Here is a 19,196-nt window from a genome sequence, read left to right on the forward strand (position 1 = left end):
CCTGCCCGCCTCAGTGCGGGAAGGGCCAGAGCCGCAGTTTCTCCTTGGCGACGCGCCACAGCTGCGCGAGGCCATGCGGCTCCATGATCAGGAATGCGACGATCAGCGCGCCGACGATCACCAGCTGAAGATGCGCCACGATATCGGTGGGCCAGCCCAGCATGTCTGCGCCGACGACCTTCAGGACCACCGGCAGCAGCACCAGGAAGGCTGCCCCCGCGAACGAACCAAAGATCGAACCGAGACCGCCGATGATCACCATGAACAGTACCAGGAACGATTTCTGGATGCCAAAGGCCTCGCCCACCTCGACCGCGCCCAGATAGAGCGCAAAGAACAGCGCCCCCGAGATGCCGATGAAGAAGGAACTGACGGCAAAGGCGGTCATCTTCGCCTTGAGCGGGTTCACCCCGATGATCTCGGCGGCGATGTCCATGTCACGGATCGCCATCCAGGTCCGGCCCATTGTGCCACGGGTCAGGTTGCGGGCGATCAGCGCGCAGGCGGTCAGAAAGATCAGGCAGAACAGATAGGTGGCCCAGGCCGGTGCGTTGGGACCGGTGATGATGATACCGAACGTATCCCGCTCGGGCGCGTTGATCTGGCCCGAGGCCGAGTAGTTGTAGAACCACGGCACCCGGTTGAACAGCCACACCAGAAAGAACTGCGCCGCCAGTGTTGCCACCGCCAGATAGAACCCCTTGATCCGAAGACTGGGCAGCCCGAACAGCACCCCTACTGCCGCGGTGATGCCGCCCGCCAGGATCACATGAATGAACATGCTCACTTCGGGAAATGCGGTCATCAGCTTGTAGCAGGCATAGGCGCCCACCGCCATGAATCCGCCGGTGCCCAGGCTGACCTGGCCGCAGTAGCCGACCAGGATGTTCAGCCCGATCGCGGCGATTGCATAGATCAGAAACGGCAGCAACAGCGCGTTTGCCCAGTAGTCGTTGATCACGAACGGGATGATCCCGAAGGCGATCGCCAGCACGACATAATACCGATAGCGGTCGAACTTGATCGGAAAGGTCTGGCTGTCGGCCTGGTAGGAGGTTTTGAAATCTCCGGCTTCACGGTAGAACATCGCTTACATGCCCCCTTCGGACTGCGCGCGGTTGCGGGCCGCGGCATCGAGTTGATTTGTCTTTTTTGCATAGCCGCTCGCTTCGGCGGCCCGGACCAGCCGCAGATACGCGACGATCCCCATGATGAACCCGGCAAAGGCCAGGAGGCTGGCGATGATCAGCTGGCGGTCGTTCAGGTCTTGCGCGGTCAGGGCAATATACCCAAAGGCCCAGAAGCCCGACCAGGCGACGACATTCACGATGGCGATCAGCTTGTTCATCTTTCCTCCCCTTTGCGAAGGTTCCGGGCGGGCGGGTCTCGTTGCGGCCCTGGCCGCAACGGGGTCGCCCACCGGAGCCTCAGACCCTTTCGATGATCTTCTCGCCGAACAGGCCCTGCGGCCGGAACACGAGGAAGATCAGTGCCAGAACATAGGCGAACCAGTTCTCGGTCGCACCGCCCACCATCGGGCCGATCGCGAATTCGAACAGCTTCTCGCCCACCCCGATGATCAGCCCGCCGACAATGGCGCCGGGGATCGAGGTGAATCCGCCCAGCATCAGCACCGGCAGCGCCTTGAGCGCGATCAGCGACAGCGAGAACTGCACACCCGATTTGGTGCCCCACATGATGCCCGCGACCAGCGCCACGAAACCGGCAACCGACCAGACCAGCACCCAGATGAAGTTCAGCGAGATGCCGACGCTCAGCGCCGCCTGGTGGTCGTCGGCCACCGCGCGCATCGCCCGGCCCTGCTTGGTATACTGGCTGAAGGCCACCAGCGCCGCCACCAGCAGTGCTGCGATCACCGTTGCCACGATGTCGAGATTGTCGATGAAGAAACCGTAGCCGAAGATGCCATAGGTGGTGTCGTCGATCCACACGTTCAGGCCCTGCGGCAGACCCACATCCAGCGTCTTGATCTCGGAGCCCCACATCAGGTCGGCCACGCCTTCGAGGAAATAGGCAAGCCCGATGGTGGCCATGAACAGGATAATCGGCTCTTGACCGACCAGGTGGCGCATCACGAACTGCTGCACCGCCCAGGCCAGCAGGACCATCACGCCCATCGTCAGGATGATCGCCAGCAACGCTGGAATATTCCATCCGAAATGGGTGATATGCCCGCCAAATATGGCGTTGATCAGATGCGAGAACGGTACCTGCCCGTTCATGATCCCCACCAGGGTCATGGCCGCGAACAGCGCCATCACACCCTGGGCATAATTGAAGATGCCCGAGGCCTTGTAGATCAGCACGAAACCCAGCGCGACCAGCGCATAGAGCACGCCCGCCATCAGGCCGTTCAGGATCACCTCGATCGCGAAAATCAGTTGGTCAGACATGTCCCGTGCCCCCGGTTTCCATCGTGTCGTTCAAGCGAAGATCAGTCATGGGCCACCCCCAGATAGGCGTCGATGACCTCCTGGTTGTTGCGCACCTCGTCGGGCGTGCCGTCGCCGATCTTCTTGCCGTAATCCATCACCACCACCCGGTCGCTCAGGTCCATGACCACGCCCATGTCGTGTTCGATCAGGGCGATGGTGGTGCCGAACTCGTCATTCACGTCGAGGATGAAGCGGCTCATATCCTCCTTCTCTTCGACGTTCATGCCTGCCATCGGTTCATCCAGCAGCAACAGCTTGGGCTCGGCGGCCAGGGCACGGGCCAGTTCGACCCGCTTTTTCAGGCCGTAGGGCAGGCGTGCCACCGGTGTCTTGCGGATATGCTGAATCTCGAGGAAGTCGATGATCTTTTCCACCGCCTCGCGGTTCTCGGTCTCCTCGCGCTCGGCCTTGCCGCGCCAGAGCGCCTGGCTCAGCAGACCCGCTTTCATATAGTTCAGCCGCCCGGTCATGACGTTATCCAGAACGCTCATGCCCTCGAAGAGTGCGATGTTCTGAAAGGTGCGCGCGATGCCCTGGCGGGCGACCTCATAGGGGCGCATCGCCGGACGGCGCGATCCGTGAAACCAGACCTCGCCCTCCTGCGGCACATAAAAGCCTGATATCACGTTCAGCATCGAGGACTTTCCGGCGCCGTTCGGGCCGATGATCGCACGGATCTCGCCCTCGCGGATGTCGAAACTGATATCCTTGATCGCCACCACACCGCCGAACCGCAGGGTGATGTTCTTCATCTCCATCACCACGCCGCCAATCTTGCGGCCGTCCGCGGTGGTGTATCCTTCAGATGCGTCAAGCATCGGTGTCTCCCTTGTCTTTCGGCAGTGCCCCGGCTGACGGGACGGTGGGCGGGGCGATGCGCCCAACGGGCGCGAGCGGCGTCCCGCCGGACCTCATTCCGCTGCCACCTGCTGCGCGGTGGTCGCCACGACCTTGGCATCGCAAACCGTCAGCGTCGCCTTGATCGCGCCCTTTCGGCCGTCCTCATAGGTCACCTCGGTCACGGTCGAGACCTTTTCGGACCCGTCATAGAGCGCGGCGATGATGTCGGCGAACTTCTCTTCGACGATGCGGCGGCGCACCTTGCGGGTGCGGGTCATCTCGCCGTCATCGGCATCCAGTTCCTTGTGCAGCACGACAAAGCGATGCACCTGGCAGCCCGACAGCATCGGGTCCTCGGCCACCGAGGCGTTCACCGTCTCCACATGCGAGCGGATGGTTTCCAGCACCTTGGGGTGACCCGCCAGTTCCTGATAGCTGGCATAGGCGATGTTGTTGCGTTCCGCCCAGTTGCCCACCGCCGTCAGGTCGATGTTGATGAAGGCGACGCAGCGGTCCTTGCCATTGCCGAACAGCACCGCCTCGAGAATGTCGGGATAGAACTTCAGCTTGTTCTCGACATATTTGGGCGCGAACATGCTGCCATCGGCCATCTTGCCCACATCCTTGGCGCGGTCGATGATGCGCAGGTGGCCCGATCCTTCCTCGAAGAACCCGGCATCACCAGTGGCGACCCAGCCCTCGGCATCCTTGGTCGAGGCCGTGCTTTCGGGGTTCTTGTAATACTCCACAAAGGTGCCCGGCGAACGATAGAAGATCTCGCCATTCTCGGCGATCTTGATCTCCACATCGGGGGCGGGCACGCCTACGGTATCGGCGCGCACCTGGCCATCGGGCTGCACGGTGATGAACACGGTCGCCTCGGTCTGGCCATAGAGCTGTTTCAGATTGATGCCCAGCGAACGGTAGAAGTCAAAGATTTCAGGGCCGATCGCCTCACCCGCGGTATAGCCTACGCGCACATTGCCTAAACCGAGCGTATCCTTGAGCGGGCCATAGACCAGCGCATTACCGATCGCGTATTTCAGGCGGTCACCGGCGCTGACCGGTTCACCATCCAGGATCTTGCCGCCCACCTTCTTGGCATGCGCCATATAGCGATGGAACATGTTCCGCTTGAGCGGGCTTGCATCCTCCATCCGGATCATCACGTTGGTCAGCTGGGTTTCGAACACGCGCGGCGGGGCAAAGAAATACGTCGGCCCGATCTCGCGCAGGTCGGTCATCATGGTGTCGGCGCTTTCGGGGCAGTTCACGCAGAAGCCACACCAATAGGCCTGGCCGATCGAGAAGATGAAATCGCCCACCCAGGCCATCGGCAGATAGGAGAGGATGTTCTCGTCCTTGGTCAGATTATCGAACTTGGCCGAGTTCTTGGCGCTTTCGATCACGTTGCGGTTCGACAGAACCACGCCCTTGGGCTTGCCCGTGGTGCCCGAGGTATAGAGCATCACGCAGGTGTCGTCATAGGTGATCTCGGCAATCCGCCGGTCAAGCTCGGCATCGAACCGGTAGTGCCCGGCACGCCCCTCGGCCATCAGGTCTTCGAGCGCGTTCATCTGGCTGTGGTCGTATTTCCGCATCCCGCGCTTGTCGGTGTAGAGGATGTGCTGGACCTGGTGCACGGTCTCCTGGATCTCGATGACCTTGTCGACCTGCTCCTGGTCTCCGCAGACGACGTATTTCGCACCACAATGCTCCATCACATAGGCCATCTCTTCGGCCACTGCGTCCTGATAGAGCGGCACCGGAACGGCGCCCACCATCTGGGCGGCTACCATCGACCAGTAATGCGCGGGACGGTTGCGACCGATCACGGCGACATGATCGCCCTTTGCCACACCCAGCTCCAGAAATCCCAGCGCCAGCGCGCGGATCTCTGCGGCGGTTTCGGCCCAGGTCCAGCATTGCCAGATGCCGAATTCCTTTTCCCGATAGGCGGGCCGGTCCCCGTATTGGGTTGCGTTGCGGTTAAGCAGCGCCGGAAGGGACTGAAGCCCCTCTGCGCCAGACTGCGTCTGAGCCAATCTCTTTCTCCCTCCCGTTGCCGGCCCGCTCCTTCGGGCCGGACATCATCGCCTGCGGATACCGACCAGACGATTCTGCCCCATCAGGGACAGGCGTATTGATCGGGGCCAATATTTTCGTGATGTTTTCGCAATTCTTACGAATTGTAACAGGCCTCTCCCTGCGTCATTTCACCCGACCCCGCACAGGCACGAAACCCTCAACCCTCTTGCGCCGGAACGTCAGGCTGGCGTTTTGCCGCTGCCACGAGACGGACAAGAACCTTTTCCCCCTGTCACGCCGGTGCTAGCCATGGCGCCAAGGGGGATATCAGCCATGGACAGGAACGATCAGTGGATCAAGGCCATGACCAGTGCCGGTCTGAACCTGATCGCTCAGGGCCTGTCGATCTATGACAACAACCTGCGCCTTGCCGTCAGCAATCGGCGCTTTCAGGAAATGTTTCACCTGCCCGACCAGCTGATCCGACCCGGCGCCAGGTTCGACGACACCATCCGCTATATCGCCGAGCGGGGCGATTACGGTCCGGTCGACGATATCGACGCACTGGTCCGCAGCCGGGTCGAACAGGCGCTGGCCTTTGTCCCGCACTATTTTGAACGGGTCCGTGCGAATGGTCAGGTTATCTCGATCGAGGGGGCACCGCTGCCGCAGGGGGGGTGGGTCACCGTCTATACCGACATCACCCGTACCAAGCGGATCGAGGAATTGCTGCGCGCCCGCTCCGAGGAACTCTCGGGCCAGCTGCTGGCCCATGCCGAGGAGCTGGGCGCCACCAACCGCAAGCTCGCCGCCACCATCAGCGCGCTGGAAGAGGCGCAGCGCCAGCTGACCGAGATCGAGGCGCGCACCCGCCTGACCACCGAGATGATGCCGGCCCATATCGCCCATGTGGACCGCGACGGCCATTACACCTATTCCAATCGTCGACTGAGCGCGGTGATGCCCGGGCGGCCCTCGGACATTCTGGGCCTGCATATCTCGGATGCGCTGGGCCCGGATGCCTTTGGCAAGATCGGTCCGCATCTGGAGGCCGCTTATGGCGGCGACAGCCCGGTCTTCGAATTCAACGAGGCGCATGATTCCCGCCGCATCCGGGTTGCCTTTACCCCCGACGGGGCGGGCGGGGTCTATATCCTGTCGATGGACGTGACCTCGGAAACCCAGGCGCGTGTCGCCCTGCAGCAGTCGCGCCGCCGCGCCATGGCGGCGCAGATGACCAGCGGGCTGGCGCATGATTTCTCGAACCTTCTGACCATCATCCTGGGCATGATGTCGAAGATGGAGAAGATGGACCTGCCCGAAGAGGCGGCCGAACTGGTCTCGGCCACACAGGCCACGGCACAGCGAGGCGGGCGCCTGCTCAATCGGATCGCCGACATGACCGGCAACCGCACCCTGCGCCCGCGCGCCACCGACATGCACGGGCTGCTCGAGGATCTCAAGCTGCTGGCCACCCCCAGCCTGCCGCGCGGCATCGGGCTGAGCGTTCTGGACCACACGCCCGACGAGGCGCTGATGCTGGATGCCGGCATGTTGCAGGATGCGCTGCTGAACCTTGTGCTGAACGCGCGCGATGCCTGTGGCGCCAATGGCCAGATCACCATCAGCGCCCATGCCATCTCGCGCATCTGGATCGAGATCGCGGTGACCGACACCGGGCCGGGGTTCTCCAAGGAGGCGCTGGAAAAGGCGCTGAACCCGTTCTTTACCACCAAGGGGAGCGAGGGGTCGGGACTGGGCCTGCCCATGGTCTATGATATGGTCAAACTGGCGGGAGGCGACATGCGCATCGCCAACACCCCTACCGGCGCCGCGATAACCCTGCGCCTGCCCTATCGTGCGGCGCCGCAGGTACAGGGCGGTCTGGCGCTGCTGGTCGAGGATAACGAGGACCTGCGCGCCACCTTTCGCGACATGCTGGTCGAACTGGGGTATTCGGTGATCGAGGCCACCTCGGCCGACGAGGCAAGCGCGCTGGCCGCCGATATCGAGGATATCGCGCTGGTGCTGTCCGACATCAAGCTGGAAGGCGACGCCACCGGCATCGACCTGCTGAAACGATTGCCCAAGTCGCTGCCCTGCATCCTGATGACCTCGCTGCCGCTGTCCGACCCGCTGCACCGCGAGGCATTGACGCGCGGCCCGGTGCTGCGCAAGCCCTTTACCCGCGCGCAACTGGCCGCGCTGCTGCGACCCGAGGAGGGATCATGACCGCCCCGCTCGTCACCATCCTGGACGATGAACCCGAGATCCGCCTGATCCTGACCGAGGCGCTGGCCGAGGCCGGGTTCCGCACCCAGAGCTTTTCGCGCGCCCGCGAATTCGAGGCCTCGCTGAAGCGCGTGACGCCGGATGTCTGCCTGGTGGACCTGTCGCTGCCCGATACCGACGGGCTGGCATTGGTGCACCGGCTGGCGCTGGAACAGGGGGCGACGGTGATCATCATCTCGGGCCGGGCACAGGTGCAGGACCGGGTCACCGGGCTGGAGCTGGGCGCCGACGACTATATCACCAAACCGTTTGACCCCGCAGAGGTGGTGGCCCGCATCCGCGCCCGCCTGCGCGACGGCCAGCGCGGGCCGGTTTCGGGGGGTGGTGACACCGCCGAGTTCAACGGCTGGACCGCCCATTTCGACCGCTACGCGCTGGAAGACGACACCGGCGCCGAAACTCCGTTTTCCCATGCCGAAGGCGAGGTTCTGCGTCTGTTTTTGGAAAGCCCGAAGCGTCTGATCAGCCGGGCCCAGATGCAAGAGGCATTGGGCGGCGGTGCCGGCGACAGCTTTGACCGGGCCATGGATGTGCGCATCTCGCGCCTGCGTACCAAGCTGCGCGAAGACCCCAAGAACCCACGCCTGATCAAGACGATCTATGGGGCAGGTTACATTTTTCTGGGCGATGTCAGCTGGCGCTAGGATCGGGGCCCTGGGCCACAGAGTTGACCTGAACGGCCCGCCAGCGATAGACTCCTCGACGGAAGCGCGGACTCATAGAGCGGCGGCAGCAATGCCCGTCGCATTCTTGGCGCAACGGGAGGCTGCCATGCATTCCTATCTCGAAATCCGCAAGCGCATGCTGTTCAAGGCAGTACGCCGCTATACCCTTGCCGACATGGCCTGGCGGCAAAGTCTGGAACAGGCCGCGACCCTGGTGCCAGGCGCCATGGGACGGAGCTATTTGATGATCGGAAATCCGGGCTCTCGCGTGCGGCGTCTTTTTGACGAGCGGGACCGGGCGATACAGCGCCTGACAGCGGCGCAGGCCAAGCTGCACGAGGCACGCGCCCGTATCGGCGGTCAGCAAGCCGAAGCGCATATCCTGTTGATCGCCCGCCACTGAGGCCGACGCGCGGTTTCGGAGCGGCGCCATCGCCCGCAGCCGCGCGGGTCAGGCCACGAAAAGCGGCCTGTTCGCCTTGAACCAGGGTACCAATACCTCGCGAAAGGCGCGTGGTTTCGCCGCCCGCCAGACATCGCGATGCGCAACCACCCAGATATCGGCGTAGGGCTGCGGCGGCAGTAGCGGCACCTGCACCAATCCCGGCGTGGCCCGGCCCAGAAACATCGGCATCCGCACCGCGCCCAGCCCCGCCTGCGCGGCACCGACCATGGCCGCCATATCATCAAATACCAGACGCAGCCGGGTGTTCGGATACTGCTCCAGCACCACTTGAGGCACACGTGGGTTCTGTTCATAGGCGATCCAGTCCACCGCCGTTGCCGGATCGGCGGCCAGCCGTTCGGCCAGGCCCGGCGTGGCAAAACTGGCCGACTGCTGCGAACACAGCCTGAGCCCGGTCAGTGTATCGCCCGGGCTGCGGCTGATACGGATGGCCAGATCGGCCTCGCGCCGGGTCAGGTCCAACAGGTCGTTGGTGGCCCTGAGCCGGATCTGGACCTGCGGATGCGCTTCGGCAAAACGCGCCATGACCGGTGCGACATGCGGCCCGACAAGGAGTTGCGGCGCAGTGATCACCAATTCGCCGTTCAGGCTCTGGTCGCGGCCTTGCAGGCGGCGCAACAGATCGTCCTGCCGCGCCTCCATCCCGGCGGCGTGTTCAGCGACCAGTCGACCGGCATCGGTGGCGCGGTACCCGTCGGCCAAACGCTCGAACAAGACCTCGCCCAGCGCCGCCTCGGCCCGCAGGATCCGCCGCGACACGGTGGTATAGTTGAGGTCGAGTTCCGCCGCAGCCGCAGCAAGCGTGCCACCGCGCACCACAGCCAGTACCGTTTTCAGATCGTCCCAGTCGATTTGCATGACGTGCATTTATGCATGTTACCCATGCATTACCACGCGTTTTTGCCACACATCCGCGTGATTATGCTCTTTCCATCGCAACCGAGAAGGAGACCCAGATGATATACGCTGTTTTCAAGGCCACCATAACCAACCCCGACGCCCTGGCCAGTTATCGCGAAAGGGCCGGCGCCGCGCTGGCCCGTCACGGCGGCAAGGTCGAGACCGCAACACCCGCCCCAACTGCGCTGGACGGAACGCCCGACATCCCAGACGTGGCCGCACTTCTCAGCTTCCCGGACGCCGCAGCCGCGCGCGCCTGGATCGACGACCCGGACCTGGCCGAGCTTCACGGCCTGCGCCGCAGCGCAGGCAGCTCCGAAATCCTGCTTTTGGGTTAGGGCCGCGCGTTCAGCTGACGGATCGCCGAGGCCAGCCGCTCTGCCACCTTGCGGCTGGTCTTGCGCGACGGGTGGATCAGGTCGGGCGCGAAATAGGTCAGACCACCGGGGGGCACGATGTCCTGCATCGAAATGTAGAACACGCCCTCGTCAGTGTCGGCAAAGCGTGCAATCCGCGCTTCCAGCTCGTCACCGTCGTTCTTGCAGTGCTCGATCGGGGTCAGCAGATTGGGGCTGCGCAGGTAGCCCGGATAGATCACCCGCGCCCCTTGGGCCCTTATGTGCCGGATCAGGTCGGGGATCTGGCCGCTCTCGCCATCTTCCGATATCAGCCGGTTCATCACCGTGCCGCACCGGCCACATCCGCAGCCAAACAACAAATCGTTGCCGCCACCATTGACCACCACCCAGTCCCAGTTTCCGGGCTCGTATTGATAGGGCACGTTAAGCCCGCGCCCCTCGTCGCCCTCGTCCCGGGTCAGCATCCAGGCACCGCTGAAGGACCGGTCCACTACCGGCTGCCCCAGCTCTTTTGCCATCACGTCCGGTATCGAGCTGCCCAATGCCGAGTTCCACGACAACAGCGAATCGCCGATCGCCAGGATGCGCGCATCCTGATTGCGGCTCACCGAGTCCTGGCAGGCCGCCAGAACCCCGGCAAATGTGACAAGGAACAAAAGCGTGCGTAACATCCCGTCTCAACCCTCAGAACAATTCGAGTCAAATTTTCCCTCCATAAAGTGACGGAAGAACCGGGCAGAAACATGGCACGAGGTGGATTTTCTGAAGGGTCAGCCCAATGCGCGCACCGCATGGTCCAGAACCCGTAATCCGGCAACCAGGTCCCGCTCGTCGGTATCTTCGGCAAAGTCATGGCTGATCCCGCCAATGGACGGCACGAACAGCATCGCCACCGGCATCAGGCGCGACACGTTGGTGGCATCGTGCAATGCACCCGAGGGCATGGAGCGCCACCGCCCCGGCGCCACCGCTTCGGCGCCCTGTTCCAGCGCGACGTGCAATTGTGGATCCATCGCCACCGGCTCCAACCCCAGAAGCGGACCAAAGCTCAGCGTCATGCCGCGCGCCTCCGCCACCTCCTGCGCCGTGGCGCGAATGATCTCCTCCATCCGCGCCAGCCGGTCCGTGTCGCCATCGCGCCACTGCATCGAAAACCGCGCCCGCCCCGGTACGATGGACGAGGCATTGGGATGCAGGCTGACATGGCCGATGGTCCAGACCGTGCGCGGGGTGACCACGTTGCGGAACCGGTCATTAAGGCGCGCATTGAACTCACCCAGCGCCTGGAACGCATCGCGGCGCAGATGCATCGGCGTGGTGCCGGCATGGTTCTGCTGACCCTCGAATGTCACCTTCATGTCCCGAATCCCGACGATATCGCTGACCACTCCGATCTGCTCGCCCTCGGTATCCAGCGTCGGACCCTGTTCGATATGCATCTCGACAAAACCGGTAAACTGCGACGGGTCGACAAAATCCCCCGCCAGATCCGCCATTGCCGCCCGCGCGCTTGCAAAAGTCTCGCCCGCGTGATCGGTCAATCCATCCGCCTCGGACAGCGGCAGGTGCCTCGACCAGATCGCCGATCCGGTGGTGACCCCGAACCGCCCTTCCTCGTCCTGGAAACTGACCACAGAAACCGGGCGCTCGCTGCTCCGCGCAACCTCCAGCGCCGCGATCACTCCCAATGCGCCGTCCAGCCAGCCGCCCTCGGGCTGGCTGTCGGAATGCGACCCCATCAGCAGCGACGGCCCCTCGGCCAGACCAAAGAGATTGCCGACCGGGTCGAACCGCACGTGCAACCCCGCCTCCTCCATCCGGCCCGCCAGCCAGCGGCGTGCGGCGATATCCGCCTCGGAATAGGCCGGCCGCACCACGCCCTTGCCGACCCCCGCCGCACCAAAGCTGCGCAGCCTGTGCAGATCCTCCAGAAACCGCTCCGCGTTCACCGTCATCGCCTGTCCTCCCATCCCTTCATTCCGCTGAAAATACTCCCGCCGGAGGCATCCGCAACCAACCACACGCGCCGCCACCCGCGAAATTCGCACCCTCGGCGCCAAACCCCTCTGGCCCCCGCCCCGATCCTTGCCTAAGAGTCTGCCCGAACCGGAGGATGACATGTCTCACATCACGCTGATCCGCCACGGACAGGCCAATACCACAGCCCGCGATGAGGCGAGTTATGACCGGTTGAGCGAACTGGGTCACCAGCAGGCGCGCTGGCTGGGGTCGCATCTGGCCGACACCCGCGCCCATCATCCCCGCGTCTATTGCGGCACCCTGACCCGCCATGTGGAGACCGCCGCCAGCATGGGATTGGCCGATGTGGTGCAGGACCCGCGCCTGAACGAGATCGAGTACTTCACCCTCGCCCAACTTTTCGAGGCACAGCATGGTGTCACCATCCCCGAGGATCGCGAAGGCTTTGTCGAGCACCTGCCGATGACCTTCACCGCCTGGGCCGAGGGCCGCATCCAGGACGCGCCCGAAAGCTTCGAGCAGTTCGAAACCCGTGTTCAGACCGCGCTCTCCGAAATCGCGCAAGGGTCGGGCCCGGCCATCGTGGTCACCTCGGGCGGGCTCATCTCGATGGTGATGCGTCAGGCGATGGGGCTGGACATACCCGCCATGGCGCGGGTGGCTCTTGCCATCATGAACACGTCAATGCATCGTCTCTACCCGATCGGCACGCATCTCAGCCCGGTGCTGTTCAACGCCGTCCCGCATCTGGAGGCCCCAGAGCGGCAGTTTGCCCAGACGCATCTCTAGGGAGATCCGATGCAGCTTTATTGTGCACCCGGCACCATTTCCGTGGCCGTCGCCATCGCGCTTCACGAGGCGGGAATCGAGCATGAGAAAGTACAGCTCGACTTTCGCGCTGCCGAACAGACCAGACCCGCCTACCACCAGATCAACCCCAAGGGCCGGGTACCGGCGCTGGCGGTGCCGGGCGGCATCCTGACCGAAACCGGTGCGCTGCTGGAGTTCATCGCCGACAGCGCGCCCGACAAGGGGCTGGTCCCCGCCGACCAGCTGCTGCGTGCCCGCATGCGCGAGGTGATGTATTACCTTGCCTCCACCATGCATGTGAACCACGCCCACAAGCTGCGCGGCGCGCGATGGGCCGACCGCGCCGACAGCTGGGCCGACATGACCGCCAAGGTGCCCGAGACGATGACCGCCTCGGCCACCTATGTCGAGACGAACGGGCTGCGCGGACCCTTCGTGCTGGGCGAGGCGGTCAGCATCGCCGATTGCTATCTCTACGTGGTCACCGGCTGGCTCGAGGGCGACGGGGTCGATCTGGAGCCCTTCCCGAAAATCCGCGCCTTCCGCGCCGCGATGGAGGCGCGCGCCTCGGTCCAGGCCGTCAAGGCCGCCGGTCTGCTTTGAACAAAGGACAAGACATGACGCATCTCTGGGTCCGGGCCGAACAGCGCCCCAACGAGGAACGGGTCGGGCTGACCCCCGAGGGCGCCGCCGCCCTGATCGCCGCCGGTATCCGGGTCACGGTCGAGGAAAGCTCGGTCCGGGCCATTAGGCTGGACGGATACCGCGACGCTGGCTGCGAGATCGCGCCCGAGAACAGCTGGCCGGATGCCCCGCGCGACGCCATCATCTTTGGGCTCAAGGAATTGCCCGAGGACGGCACGCCCCTGCCGCATCGCCACATCATGTTCGGCCATGCCTTCAAGGGACAGTATTCGGGCCGCCGGTTGCTGGAGCGGTTCAAGGCCGGGGGCGGCACGCTTTATGACCTGGAATATCTGGTGGACGAGACCGGCCGCCGGGTCGCGGCATTCGGCTATTGGGCGGGTTATGCAGGGGCTGCCGTGACACTCAAGGCCTGGGCCGCGCAGCAACAGGGTGGCATCTGCGGCCCGGTGGGCGTCTATGCCAGCAAGGACATGCTGAACGCAGCACTTGCCGCGGAGCTCGACGCCACCGGCGCCCCGCGTCCCCGTGCCATCGTGATCGGCGCGCTTGGTCGGGTCGGCACCGGTGCGGCTGATCTCTGCACCGCGATGGGTGTCGAGGTCACCAAATGGGACATGGCCGAAACCGCCAGCGGCGGGCCGTTCCCCGAGCTCCTCGCTCATGACATCTTTCTCAACTGCATTTTCGCCCGCCCCGGCACGCCGGTCTTTGTGCCGCGCGAGGCGCTGAGCGCCCCCCGCGCCCTGACCTCCATCGGCGACGTGGCCTGCGACCCCGACAGCGATTACAACCCGGTGCCGGTCTATGATCGCGCCACCAGCTGGGACGCGCCGGTGCTGCGCGTGGCCGAGGACCCGGTGCTTGACGTGATGGCGATCGACAACCTGCCCTCGATGCTGCCAGTCGAAAGCAGCCAGGACTATGCCGCGCAACTCCTGCCCTCGCTACTGACCCTGACTGACCTGGATGCAGGGGTCTGGGGCCGGGCACGGGCCACATTCCTTGACCATCTGGAGGGGTGATGGAAATCTATCTCGGTTTTCTTGCCGGCACGCTGGGCACGATCTGCTGGATCCCGCAGGCCTGGAAAGCCTGGTCCAGCCGCAACACCGCCGGTCTGTCGCTGCCATCGAACCTGCTGTTTCTGATGACAGTGTCGCTTTGGTTGCTCTATGGGCTGATGGTCGGTGACTTGCCGTTGATCGTCGCCAATGCCTGCGCCGCGGTGATCGTTCTGTCGATCATCACCGCCAAGTTGAAATTCGGATAAGGGAGATACCCTCATGACCATCCATTGGTGTGGCACCGGCCTGTCGGCCATTCCCGGCCTGCGCCGCCTGATCGAGGCGGGCCATCCCGTCACCGTCTGGAACCGGACCGTCGAAAAAGCCCGTGCCGAGCTGGGCGACTTGACCGACGACATCCGCGCCTTCGACATCGACGCATTGGGCGCGGTGCTGGCCAAGGGCGATGTTGTGGTCTCGATGCTGCCGGGCGACTGGCACGTGCCACTGGCCGAACTTGCGATCGCCAAGGGTGCGCATTTCGTCTCGTCGTCGTACATCGCGCCCGAGATGCGCGCGCTGGACGACCGCGCCCGCGCCGCCGGCGTGAGCCTGGTGAACGAGATCGGCCTTGATCCCGGCATCGACCACCTGATGGCGCATGAGCTGGTGGCCGATTACCGCGCCTCTGACGCGTTCGACGCCCAGAACGATCTCAGCTTCATCTCCTATTGCGGTGGTATCCCGAAACACCCCAACCCCTTCCGCTACAAGTTCAGCTGGTCGCCGCTGGGCGTGCTGAAGGCGCTGCGCTCGCCGTCGCGCTCGATCCGCGACTATGCCCCGCTGGATGTGGCGCGGCCCTGGGATGCGATCAGCAGCTACACCGCGCCGCTGCCCACGCCCGAAAGCTTCGAGGTCTATCCCAACCGCGACTCGCTGCCCTTCATGGCACAGTACCATTTCGAGGAGCATTGGCCGGTCAAGGAATTCGTGCGCGGCACCCTGCGGCTGAATGGTTGGGCCGACGCCTGGGGCGATGTGTTTCGTGAAATCGAGACGCTGAAAGGCCCCGAGGGCGACGCGCGGCTCAAGGAAATGTCCGACCAGTTCTGGGCCGAGAACGCCTATGACGAAGGCGAACCCGACCGGGTCGTTCTCTGCGTCGGCCTGAAGGCCGAGAAGGGTGGGCGCGAGGTCTGGCACAAATCCTATGTGATGGATGCCTGGGGCGACGCGCGCGGCACTGCCATGGCGCGGCTGGTCTCGATCCCGGTCTCTCTGGCGGTCGAGGCGGTTCTGAACCGGGAAATCCCCGCTGGCGTCCAGGCCGCCTCCAGCGATCCAAAACTGCTGGCGCGCTGGATGGGCGAAGTGGGAAAACTGGCCCAGCACCTGCAAATCGTGGATCATACCAACTGACAAGGGCACTGAACCGGCCCCTTCATTCCGCTGCAAATACTCCGGGGGAGCCTACAAAATTCGACGAATTTTGTAGGCCGGGGGCAGAGCCCCCGCCCCCCTCGGCCAAATCCTACATCAGATCGTTTTCCACATCCTCTGCCGAGATGCCCAGTGCATCCAGCCCGTTTTCCAGATGATCCGACAGATGCGGCGAACCCAACAGATAGTCGGCGCAGGGGGTGGTTGCCTCGGCCTTGGCGGTCTCGATCGCCTCCCCCAGTTCCTCGGCCTCGAAACTGCCGCGTCCGATCCACATGATCGCGACCAACTCGGCCTGTTCGTCCTCGCTCATCCGGTCGATAAAGGCGCGCAATTCGCCCTCGGCCCGATCCAGCTCGCGCGCCATCATCGCCACCTGCGCCACCTTGCGTGCGGAAATCTCCAACATTCTGCCAACTCCTGTTCGCGTGTCCTGTTTCCATCAAACAGGCAACGGCCATCGCGTCTTTGATCTTACGCAAACTCGGCCGCGCGCCAGATGGCACGAGAGAATTGTAATAGGCGCCCGATTTCCGGCGACCCCGGCGCAGCTCTTGCGTTAGGTTCGGAACATGACCGATCTGCTCCTGCCCGACGACGACACGCTTTACTCCGTGCTCACGGCGCGCAATCCCGCCTGGGACGGTCGCGCCTATGTGGGCGTTACCTCTACCGGCATCTTCTGTCGGCTGACCTGCCCTGCGCGCAAACCAAAGCGTGAGAATTGTCGCTTCCTGCCCACGGTGGCGGCCTGTCTCGCCGCCGGATACCGCCCTTGCCTGCGGTGCCGCCCGCTGCGACCCGAGGGTGCGGGCGACCCTTTGGTAGCCCGCCTGCTCACCGCGCTCGAGACCGACCCGGCGCGACGCTGGACCGAGGGGGATCTGACCGAGATGGGCCTCGACCCCTCGACCGTGCGACGCAGTTTCAAGCGGCAGTTCGGCCAGACGTTCCTCGACATGGCGCGGCAGGCGCGGTTGCAGGCAGGGCTGACCACGCTGGCAGATGGAGGGCGTGTGATCGATGCGCAAATCGAGGCCGGATACGAGTCGCCCGCCGCCTTTCGCGCGGCCTTTGCACGGCATCTTGGCCTGCCACCGGGCAGCTTTCGCGCCAATGCAATGCTCCGGGCCGACTGGTTCGACACCCCCCTGGGCGTGATGATCGCGGTCAGCGACCGTACCCGGTTGCACCTGCTGGAATTCGCCGATCGCAAGGCCCTGCCAACCGAACTGAAGCGCCTGCACGCCAGTTGCAGGGGCGATCTGGGCTTTGGTCGATTGCCACCCATTGACCTGGCCCAGGCGCAACTGACCGAGTTCCTCGCAGGGCAACGCACCCGGTTCACCCTTGACCTGGCCTTGCACGGCACGCCCTTTACTCGCCGGGTCTGGCAGGCTTTGCAGTCGCTGCCCGCCGGCAGCACGATCTCCTATGCCGAACTGGCCCGCCGGTTGGGCCGACCCGAGGCGGTCCGAGCAGTCGCGCGTGCCAACGGCGCCAATCAGATCGCGATCGTGATCCCCTGTCATCGGGTCCTGGGCGCGGACGGGGCGCTCACCGGATATGGTGGTGGCCTGTGGCGCAAACAGCGCCTGATCGAGCTTGAACGGGCCTATGCCCAGACCGAAAGGACATGCGCATGAACCAGATCGCCCTTGCCCAATCCTTTGCCGCGATGCACCGGCCCGGGCAACCGCTCATCCTCTACAACGCCTGGGATGCAGGCAGCGCGCGGGCCATTGCCAAGGCGGGTGCGCGCGCCATTGCCACCGGCAGTTGGTCACTGGCGGCCGCTCAGGGCTATGCCGACGGACAGCAGATGCCGCTGGAATTCGCGCTGCAAATCCTGGCGCGGATGACACGAAGCGTCGAATTGCCGGTCAGTTTCGATTTCGAGGCGGGTTTTGCCAGTCGCCCCGGTGATCTGGCCACCAATACGGAACGGGTGATCGCCGCCGGCGCGGTCGGGGTGAATTTCGAGGATCGCGTCATTGGTGAACAGGGCCTGCTGCCCTTGCCCGAGCAGGTCGCGCGCCTGACAACCCTGCGCAAGGCCGCCGAGGCGACCGGGGTTCCGCTCTTCATCAATGCCCGTTCGGATGTGTTCTTTCAGGGCAGCGCGCCCGAGGATCATCCAGCCCTCGTGCAAGAGGCGTTGACCCGCGCGCGCGCTTATAGCGACGCAGGCGCGAACGGGCTGTTCCTGCCCGGACTGGTCACGCCAGACCTGATCGGAGAGATCTGCGCCGCTACCTCGCTGCCCGTCAACATCATGCAGACCGGAAAGGCCCCCGAGCACGCCCGCCTGGCGGGCTTGGGCGTGGCCCGCATCAGCCACGGCCCCGCCCCATGGATCATGGCCATGGCAGAACTGACCCGCGCGGCAGAGGCCGCCTTGACGCTCTAGGCTCAGGACCCATTAATCCTGCGCCACTGGCGCCAAATCCGCGAAATATCAGGGGTTTGGCGCGCCAGGCATAGTGGCGCTATTCCCAAGCGCGCCAAGCCGCTGAGATGAAGTGGATTTGGCGTCCTTCGGATTTGACGGATTTGCCGCCTGACGTCCTTTCAGTGCCTTGAAATAGAACCACTATTCCTGCGACATTGTACGTCGTCAGACAGCAAATCTGTCAAACCAGTGGTGCAGGATTAATGGGTCCTGAGCCTAGCTTGGCCGAACCGGGCTCAGCCCGAAGCCGGGACCGGTCTTTCGCGCGGATAGTGGTGCATGTTCAGAAAGGCCGCGCCCTCGGACCCGGCCCGATAGCCATGCGGCAGGTCGGCGGCAAAGCGCAGGCCTTGCCCCGCCCCCAGCGGCACCCAATCCCCTTCGCGCAGAACCTCCAGCGTGCCCTGCAATATGAACACCTCTTCGGTGACACCGGCAGCATGGGCGGCGCTTTGGTGGCATTGATCGGGTTTCAGGGCGACATGAAAGGTCTCGGCCCCCAAGAGCGGGTCAAAGGGAAACACGATCTTGACCTCGATACTGCCGGGAAAGGTCACGGTGCGAAAGAGCCGCGCATCGTTCGGATCGCGCAGCGCGGCAGGGCCGATGAGCGCGCTCAGCGGCATCTGGAACCCTTTGGCGATCTTCCACAGCGTGGCGATGGTCGGGCTTGATTCGCCACGCTCGATCTGTCCCAGCATCGCCTTGCTGACGCCGGTCAGCTCGGCCACCTTGGCAAGGCTCAGTCCCGCCGCGGCCCGCACCTCGCGCAGTTTCAGGGTAATTTCATCCGGCTGCATGCCTTTTGCCCCGCGAATTCTCTTGTGCGTTATAACGTCCATGCTGTAGCGTA

General features: G+C 64.1%; 21 protein-coding genes. 11 read left to right on the forward strand and 10 right to left on the reverse strand.

Going from position 1 to position 19,196, the window contains the following annotated elements; translation table 11 throughout:
* Window positions 1-10: 10 nt before the first annotated feature.
* The 5 genes from AC2FLM_RS19525 to AC2FLM_RS19545 all read right to left on the reverse strand — a co-directional run bounded on the left by AC2FLM_RS19525 (window position 11) and on the right by AC2FLM_RS19545 (window position 5,341).
* The gene (locus AC2FLM_RS19525; RefSeq protein ID WP_234138715.1) at window positions 11-1,087 is read right to left on the reverse strand and encodes a branched-chain amino acid ABC transporter permease; all 1,077 of its coding nucleotides are present in this window, start codon (window positions 1,085-1,087) and stop codon (window positions 11-13) included.
* Window positions 1,088-1,090: 3 nt separating this feature from the next.
* Window positions 1,091-1,348 carry a hypothetical protein gene (locus AC2FLM_RS19530; protein ID WP_496859575.1) on the reverse strand — a complete coding sequence of 86 codons (258 nt, stop codon included), beginning with the start codon at window positions 1,346-1,348 and terminating at the stop codon, window positions 1,091-1,093.
* Window positions 1,349-1,427: 79 nt separating this feature from the next.
* Window positions 1,428-2,414 carry a branched-chain amino acid ABC transporter permease gene (locus AC2FLM_RS19535; RefSeq protein ID WP_496859577.1) on the reverse strand — a complete coding sequence of 329 codons (987 nt, stop codon included), beginning with the start codon at window positions 2,412-2,414 and terminating at the stop codon, window positions 1,428-1,430.
* A gap of 41 nt (window positions 2,415-2,455) precedes the next feature.
* On the reverse strand, window positions 2,456-3,274 hold the full coding sequence (locus AC2FLM_RS19540; RefSeq protein ID WP_234138712.1) for an ABC transporter ATP-binding protein: 819 nt from the start codon (window positions 3,272-3,274) through the stop codon (window positions 2,456-2,458).
* Between the two features lie 93 nt (window positions 3,275-3,367).
* Window positions 3,368-5,341, reverse strand: coding sequence for an AMP-binding protein (locus AC2FLM_RS19545; RefSeq protein ID WP_496859578.1), 1,974 nt, complete (start codon window positions 5,339-5,341; stop codon window positions 3,368-3,370).
* 316 nt (window positions 5,342-5,657) lie between these two features.
* On the opposite strand from AC2FLM_RS19545, the gene AC2FLM_RS19550 reads away from it, so the two are divergent.
* The 3 genes from AC2FLM_RS19550 (at window position 5,658) to AC2FLM_RS19560 (ending at window position 8,684) form a co-directional block, all read left to right on the forward strand.
* A complete protein-coding gene (locus AC2FLM_RS19550) occupies window positions 5,658-7,556 on the forward strand; it encodes a PAS-domain containing protein (protein WP_496859579.1) in 1,899 nt (632 codons plus the stop codon).
* On the forward strand, window positions 7,553-8,260 hold the full coding sequence (locus AC2FLM_RS19555) for a response regulator transcription factor (protein ID WP_234138709.1): 708 nt from the start codon (window positions 7,553-7,555) through the stop codon (window positions 8,258-8,260). The genes AC2FLM_RS19550 and AC2FLM_RS19555 overlap by 4 nt, the downstream gene beginning before the upstream one ends.
* 127 nt (window positions 8,261-8,387) lie before the next feature.
* The gene (locus tag AC2FLM_RS19560) at window positions 8,388-8,684 is read left to right on the forward strand and encodes a hypothetical protein (RefSeq protein ID WP_234138708.1); all 297 of its coding nucleotides are present in this window, start codon (window positions 8,388-8,390) and stop codon (window positions 8,682-8,684) included.
* 48 nt (window positions 8,685-8,732) lie between these two features.
* Here AC2FLM_RS19560 and AC2FLM_RS19565 read toward each other — a convergent pair whose 3' ends face one another.
* Window positions 8,733-9,614, reverse strand: coding sequence for a LysR family transcriptional regulator (locus AC2FLM_RS19565; RefSeq protein ID WP_496859581.1), 882 nt, complete (start codon window positions 9,612-9,614; stop codon window positions 8,733-8,735).
* 89 nt (window positions 9,615-9,703) lie between these two features.
* Between AC2FLM_RS19565 and AC2FLM_RS19570 the strand changes: the two genes are divergently transcribed.
* A complete protein-coding gene (locus AC2FLM_RS19570) occupies window positions 9,704-9,985 on the forward strand; it encodes a DUF1330 domain-containing protein (protein WP_234138706.1) in 282 nt (93 codons plus the stop codon).
* Here the strand turns inward: AC2FLM_RS19570 and AC2FLM_RS19575 are convergent.
* Window positions 9,982-10,677 (reverse strand): SGNH/GDSL hydrolase family protein, encoded by a 696-nt coding sequence (locus AC2FLM_RS19575; protein WP_234182747.1) that lies wholly within the window; start codon window positions 10,675-10,677, stop codon window positions 9,982-9,984. The two genes, AC2FLM_RS19570 and AC2FLM_RS19575, sit on opposite strands and share 4 nt — an antisense overlap.
* 99 nt (window positions 10,678-10,776) lie before the next feature.
* Complete coding sequence (locus AC2FLM_RS19580) at window positions 10,777-11,961, reverse strand: Zn-dependent hydrolase (RefSeq protein WP_496859584.1); 1,185 nt, start codon at window positions 11,959-11,961, stop codon at window positions 10,777-10,779.
* A gap of 163 nt (window positions 11,962-12,124) precedes the next feature.
* On the opposite strand from AC2FLM_RS19580, the gene AC2FLM_RS19585 reads away from it, so the two are divergent.
* From AC2FLM_RS19585 to AC2FLM_RS19605, 5 genes are read left to right on the forward strand one after another with little or no spacing between them, the layout of a single operon-like run.
* Window positions 12,125-12,775 (forward strand): histidine phosphatase family protein, encoded by a 651-nt coding sequence (locus tag AC2FLM_RS19585; RefSeq protein WP_234220156.1) that lies wholly within the window; start codon window positions 12,125-12,127, stop codon window positions 12,773-12,775.
* A 9-nt stretch (window positions 12,776-12,784) separates the two neighbouring features.
* Window positions 12,785-13,399 carry a glutathione S-transferase family protein gene (locus tag AC2FLM_RS19590; protein ID WP_234144324.1) on the forward strand — a complete coding sequence of 205 codons (615 nt, stop codon included), beginning with the start codon at window positions 12,785-12,787 and terminating at the stop codon, window positions 13,397-13,399.
* 14 nt (window positions 13,400-13,413) lie between these two features.
* On the forward strand, window positions 13,414-14,466 hold the full coding sequence (locus AC2FLM_RS19595) for a saccharopine dehydrogenase (RefSeq protein ID WP_496859585.1): 1,053 nt from the start codon (window positions 13,414-13,416) through the stop codon (window positions 14,464-14,466).
* A complete protein-coding gene (locus tag AC2FLM_RS19600) occupies window positions 14,466-14,714 on the forward strand; it encodes a SemiSWEET family sugar transporter (protein WP_234144326.1) in 249 nt (82 codons plus the stop codon). The genes AC2FLM_RS19595 and AC2FLM_RS19600 overlap by 1 nt, the downstream gene beginning before the upstream one ends.
* Before the next feature lie 13 nt (window positions 14,715-14,727).
* The gene (locus tag AC2FLM_RS19605) at window positions 14,728-15,870 is read left to right on the forward strand and encodes a saccharopine dehydrogenase family protein (RefSeq protein WP_496859586.1); all 1,143 of its coding nucleotides are present in this window, start codon (window positions 14,728-14,730) and stop codon (window positions 15,868-15,870) included.
* 112 nt (window positions 15,871-15,982) lie between these two features.
* On the opposite strand, the gene AC2FLM_RS19610 is transcribed toward AC2FLM_RS19605, so the two are convergent.
* Window positions 15,983-16,300 carry a DUF3775 domain-containing protein gene (locus tag AC2FLM_RS19610; protein WP_234138692.1) on the reverse strand — a complete coding sequence of 106 codons (318 nt, stop codon included), beginning with the start codon at window positions 16,298-16,300 and terminating at the stop codon, window positions 15,983-15,985.
* Between the two features lie 163 nt (window positions 16,301-16,463).
* Between AC2FLM_RS19610 and AC2FLM_RS19615 the strand changes: the two genes are divergently transcribed.
* Window positions 16,464-17,537 (forward strand): bifunctional transcriptional activator/DNA repair enzyme AdaA, encoded by a 1,074-nt coding sequence (locus AC2FLM_RS19615; protein WP_496859588.1) that lies wholly within the window; start codon window positions 16,464-16,466, stop codon window positions 17,535-17,537.
* A complete protein-coding gene (locus AC2FLM_RS19620; RefSeq protein ID WP_496859589.1) occupies window positions 17,534-18,301 on the forward strand; it encodes an isocitrate lyase/PEP mutase family protein in 768 nt (255 codons plus the stop codon). Before AC2FLM_RS19615 ends, AC2FLM_RS19620 begins: the two co-directional genes overlap by 4 nt.
* A gap of 278 nt (window positions 18,302-18,579) precedes the next feature.
* On the opposite strand, the gene AC2FLM_RS19625 is transcribed toward AC2FLM_RS19620, so the two are convergent.
* A complete protein-coding gene (locus AC2FLM_RS19625) occupies window positions 18,580-19,143 on the reverse strand; it encodes a helix-turn-helix domain-containing protein (protein ID WP_234138811.1) in 564 nt (187 codons plus the stop codon).
* Between the last annotated feature and the right edge of the window lie 53 nt (window positions 19,144-19,196).

This window comes from Ruegeria sp. SAZD011 (assembly GCF_059612545.1).

Coding starts and splice junctions, on each gene's coding strand:
- AC2FLM_RS19525 (WP_234138715.1), bottom strand. CDS start 1,087: ATGTTCTACCGTGAAGCCGGAGATTTCAAAACCTCCTACCAGGCCGAC.
- AC2FLM_RS19530 (WP_496859575.1), bottom strand. CDS start 1,348: ATGAACAAGCTGATCGCCATCGTGAATGTCGTCGCCTGGTCGGGCTTC.
- AC2FLM_RS19535 (WP_496859577.1), bottom strand. CDS start 2,414: ATGTCTGACCAACTGATTTTCGCGATCGAGGTGATCCTGAACGGCCTG.
- AC2FLM_RS19540 (WP_234138712.1), bottom strand. CDS start 3,274: ATGCTTGACGCATCTGAAGGATACACCACCGCGGACGGCCGCAAGATT.
- AC2FLM_RS19550 (WP_496859579.1), top strand. CDS start 5,658: ATGGACAGGAACGATCAGTGGATCAAGGCCATGACCAGTGCCGGTCTG.
- AC2FLM_RS19555 (WP_234138709.1), top strand. CDS start 7,553: ATGACCGCCCCGCTCGTCACCATCCTGGACGATGAACCCGAGATCCGC.
- AC2FLM_RS19560 (WP_234138708.1), top strand. CDS start 8,388: ATGCATTCCTATCTCGAAATCCGCAAGCGCATGCTGTTCAAGGCAGTA.
- AC2FLM_RS19565 (WP_496859581.1), bottom strand. CDS start 9,614: ATGCACGTCATGCAAATCGACTGGGACGATCTGAAAACGGTACTGGCT.
- AC2FLM_RS19570 (WP_234138706.1), top strand. CDS start 9,704: ATGATATACGCTGTTTTCAAGGCCACCATAACCAACCCCGACGCCCTG.
- AC2FLM_RS19575 (WP_234182747.1), bottom strand. CDS start 10,677: ATGTTACGCACGCTTTTGTTCCTTGTCACATTTGCCGGGGTTCTGGCG.
- AC2FLM_RS19580 (WP_496859584.1), bottom strand. CDS start 11,961: ATGACGGTGAACGCGGAGCGGTTTCTGGAGGATCTGCACAGGCTGCGC.
- AC2FLM_RS19585 (WP_234220156.1), top strand. CDS start 12,125: ATGTCTCACATCACGCTGATCCGCCACGGACAGGCCAATACCACAGCC.
- AC2FLM_RS19590 (WP_234144324.1), top strand. CDS start 12,785: ATGCAGCTTTATTGTGCACCCGGCACCATTTCCGTGGCCGTCGCCATC.
- AC2FLM_RS19595 (WP_496859585.1), top strand. CDS start 13,414: ATGACGCATCTCTGGGTCCGGGCCGAACAGCGCCCCAACGAGGAACGG.
- AC2FLM_RS19600 (WP_234144326.1), top strand. CDS start 14,466: ATGGAAATCTATCTCGGTTTTCTTGCCGGCACGCTGGGCACGATCTGC.
- AC2FLM_RS19605 (WP_496859586.1), top strand. CDS start 14,728: ATGACCATCCATTGGTGTGGCACCGGCCTGTCGGCCATTCCCGGCCTG.
- AC2FLM_RS19610 (WP_234138692.1), bottom strand. CDS start 16,300: ATGTTGGAGATTTCCGCACGCAAGGTGGCGCAGGTGGCGATGATGGCG.
- AC2FLM_RS19615 (WP_496859588.1), top strand. CDS start 16,464: ATGACCGATCTGCTCCTGCCCGACGACGACACGCTTTACTCCGTGCTC.
- AC2FLM_RS19620 (WP_496859589.1), top strand. CDS start 17,534: ATGAACCAGATCGCCCTTGCCCAATCCTTTGCCGCGATGCACCGGCCC.
- AC2FLM_RS19625 (WP_234138811.1), bottom strand. CDS start 19,143: ATGCAGCCGGATGAAATTACCCTGAAACTGCGCGAGGTGCGGGCCGCG.